This is a genomic window from Vibrio sp. V39_P1S14PM300, assembly GCF_009904765.1.
Taxonomy (GTDB): domain Bacteria; phylum Pseudomonadota; class Gammaproteobacteria; order Enterobacterales; family Vibrionaceae; genus Vibrio; species Vibrio proteolyticus.
Window position 1 is genome coordinate 1 of sequence record NZ_WXWP01000044.1, and the last position, 3,022, is coordinate 3,022.

General features: G+C 45.6%; 5 protein-coding genes. 3 read left to right on the forward strand and 2 right to left on the reverse strand.

Features of this window, described 5'->3' with window-relative positions; genetic code table 11:
* A partial coding sequence (locus CAG65_RS02400) for a MarR family winged helix-turn-helix transcriptional regulator (RefSeq protein ID WP_161451910.1) occupies positions 1-469 on the forward strand: 469 nt, incomplete at its 5' end.
* A 15-nt stretch (positions 470-484) separates the two neighbouring features.
* Positions 485-850, forward strand: coding sequence for an MmcQ/YjbR family DNA-binding protein (locus tag CAG65_RS02405; protein ID WP_161451912.1), 366 nt, complete (start codon positions 485-487; stop codon positions 848-850).
* A gap of 5 nt (positions 851-855) precedes the next feature.
* Here CAG65_RS02405 and CAG65_RS02410 read toward each other — a convergent pair whose 3' ends face one another.
* The gene (locus tag CAG65_RS02410) at positions 856-1,773 is read right to left on the reverse strand and encodes a chemotaxis protein (protein WP_021705079.1); all 918 of its coding nucleotides are present in this window, start codon (positions 1,771-1,773) and stop codon (positions 856-858) included.
* A gap of 182 nt (positions 1,774-1,955) precedes the next feature.
* On the opposite strand from CAG65_RS02410, the gene ppiC reads away from it, so the two are divergent.
* On the forward strand, positions 1,956-2,234 hold the full coding sequence (gene ppiC / locus CAG65_RS02415) for a peptidylprolyl isomerase PpiC (RefSeq protein WP_161451914.1): 279 nt from the start codon (positions 1,956-1,958) through the stop codon (positions 2,232-2,234).
* A gap of 233 nt (positions 2,235-2,467) precedes the next feature.
* On the opposite strand, the gene map is transcribed toward ppiC, so the two are convergent.
* On the reverse strand, positions 2,468-3,022 hold a 555-nt coding region (gene map, locus CAG65_RS02420), incomplete at its 5' end, for a type I methionyl aminopeptidase (RefSeq protein WP_161451916.1).

Consider the following 3,022-nt stretch of genomic DNA (forward strand, 5'->3'; position numbering starts at 1 on the left):
TCGTTTGGTGGATCAGTGGGCAAGAGAGAAACCAGAAATGGACACCGAACCGATGGCCATTATGGGGCGATTAATGCGCATCGCCAAGTACATGGAAGGTCAGGTTGCTGATCTGCATAAGCAGTATGATTTGAAACTTGGTGAGTTTGATGTGCTGGCCACTCTGCGCCGTAGTGGGGAATCTTATCGGCTTACTCCCTCAGAATTGATTGATTCGATGATGCTGACTTCAGGTGCAATGACAAATCGTCTTGATAAGCTGGAAACAAAAGGTTTGATTGCCCGTGAACACAGTAAAGAAGACCGCCGTAGCGTCACTGTTCAGTTGACACCTGACGGTTTCACACTTATTGACAGCATCATTCATGAACACCTTGACGTGCAGCACCGGTTGGTAAAAAGTCTTACTGCCAGCCAGAAAAAGCAAGTCAACCAAATCCTTAAAGTGTGGCTGGCTCAGTTCGAATAAATGTCAGGAGAGCACATGAAAATCAGTCAGTTGGAACTGCAGCTTAATCAGTATATGGGTGCTGAAGGTTCATATCCGTTCGGTCCGGAAGCGTTAGTATTCAAAGTTCGCGGCAAAGTATTCGCCATCCTGGCTGAACGGGAAGGAAAAGAGTACGTCACGCTGAAAGCAAAGCCGGAAGATGGCGAGGTGCTGACTTCCCAATTCAGTGATATAACGCCGGGTTACCACATGAACAAGCGTCATTGGATTACGGTCTATTTTAATGGGGATGTCGAGGACGGTATGGTCGCAGATTTGTGTGAACGCTCATACCAGCTTGTCGGCCGTTCGCTCAACAAAGCGCAGCGAGAAGCTCTGGGTTTGGTACCCAGAGCTTAGGGACATTACGCAGTGGCACGATTGCTTTCAAGTGTCGCTGCGCCTCTCAGCATGGCTTCAATCAATTCGCCAGCATTGAATTTCTCCAATGCTTCGTGCGCCCCGACCTGATGAGCTCGGTCAAGGCAGATTTCGCTGGAAAGGGATGTATGCAGAATAATATAAGCCTGGCTTAGCGACTTGTCGTTCTGAGTTTCAAATGCGAGTTCGTACCCATCCAGCCCCGGCATTTCAATATCACTCACCAATAAATCTATCGCTTCACCCTGTGCGGCGGCATCACGCATCAACTCAATCGCGTCCATCCCATTCTTACAGATCCGATAAGGGATATTGATGCTGTCGAGTGCATCGGACAATTGCTTACGTGCGATGGAAGAGTCGTCTACTAGCAGAATATTGAGTGCTTTCAGGCGCTCGCGCTCAATGTCTGTCAGCATCGGGATTTTGGCTGACTCGTACTGTGGGTAAATCTTAGACAGCAACAGTTCAACGTCCAGCATCTGCACGATTTTGTCTTCATAACGGGTAATGCCCGTGACAAATATGTTGTGCCCGGCACTGGTGGGGGCCGCTTCAATGGTGCGCCAGTTGCACTCAATAATCTTCTCTATCGAGCGGACCATAAACGCCACTACGGTTCTCAGGCAGTCGGTCACGATAAGGTAGCAATTTTTATACTCTTCCGGTTGAATCGCGCGAAAGCCTATCGCTGCGGCCATATCAATGACCGGAACCGTTAGATTGCGAATCGTTACCGTACCAACAACCAGATGATGAGAATAGGGGATCTGAGTCGTTGGCATATAAGGCACAATTTCCCGAACTTTGAGGGTGCCAATAGCAAACAGCTGTTTTTGCATGTTGAGTGTGAACATCAACATGCCTTGAGACTGGTTTGCTTTACTGATTGTTTTTGCCATAACGGTTCTCAAAACTGATACTTATGAATCATGTTACCCGAATCCTGGTCAGGTTGAAATCGGCCTGCAAGCAATAACCGGACTGAGTGCGGTTTTATTGATCTGTGCAAAGCTCCGCACAGGGTGAAGTACACCAAGACTTAGGCTACAATCCCCGCCATTGCATTTAACCGGGGTCTATCATGGCACAGACAGTAGCAGCACTGCATATATTGGTGAAACACAAAGAACAAGCTGAAGACATCATTAAACAGCTAAAAAAGGGCGCAAAATTTCAAACGCTTGCGAAAAAACATTCGCTGTGCCCCTCAGGTAAACGCGGCGGCGATCTTGGCGAGTTCCGTAAAGGCCAAATGGTGCCACAGTTCGATAAAGTGTGCTTCTCTGGAGAGACTTTAGTACCTCATTTGGTGAAAACCAAATTTGGTTGGCATGTTGTAAAGGTGTTGTATCGCACGTGAGGTTTAGAGTCTGCGTAGTCATTTTAATCTGACGGACGCATGCCTTAAACATATCTGTCCTGGCTCGAACATGATCTAACATCATGGTAAGCATAATTTGAACTGCCATGATCAAATCATTTATGCCCTAAAACGATTTTGCGGCATAGTTATAGTTTGTTGTAGTGCGCCTAGGTTGAATTAATATTTCTTATGAATTGCGCCTGTTTTGTCGAAAGCTTCTCTGTCAATCATCACATCGTTTGCAGCTTTTCTTCTTCTCTTAACGTGAGAACCTCATATCCTGTACTAGTGACAAGTACTGTATGTTCAGATTGAGCTGAGAGTTTTTTGTCTCTAGTGACCACCGTCCAACCATCTTTTTTGGTTTTTATCTTAGCAGTACCTTGATTCACCATTGGTTCGATAGTAAAAATCATGCCCTCTTTTAATGTGAGTCCACTATTTGGCTGACCGTAATGAAGTACCTGTGGTTCTTCATGCATTTCACGACCTATTCCATGTCCACAATATTCCCTTACGATACTGTATCCATGGGATTCTGCATGTCGTTGTATCGCATGACCAATGTCACCAAGTTTTCCCCGAGGTTTTACTTGATTAATACCTTCCCACATAGCGTTATAGGTTGTTTTTACCAGTTGAATAGCAAGCGGTGATGCTGAAGGCATTACATACATTTTACTTGAATCGGCAATAAATCCATTCTTTTCTAGAGTAATGTCTAGGTTGATAATATCGCCACTTTTTAAAATCTCAGTCTCTTTAGGAACTCCGTGGCACACAAC

Coding starts and splice junctions, on each gene's coding strand:
- ppiC (WP_161451914.1), top strand. CDS start 1,956: ATGGCACAGACAGTAGCAGCACTGCATATATTGGTGAAACACAAAGAA.
- CAG65_RS02410 (WP_021705079.1), bottom strand. CDS start 1,773: ATGGCAAAAACAATCAGTAAAGCAAACCAGTCTCAAGGCATGTTGATG.
- CAG65_RS02405 (WP_161451912.1), top strand. CDS start 485: ATGAAAATCAGTCAGTTGGAACTGCAGCTTAATCAGTATATGGGTGCT.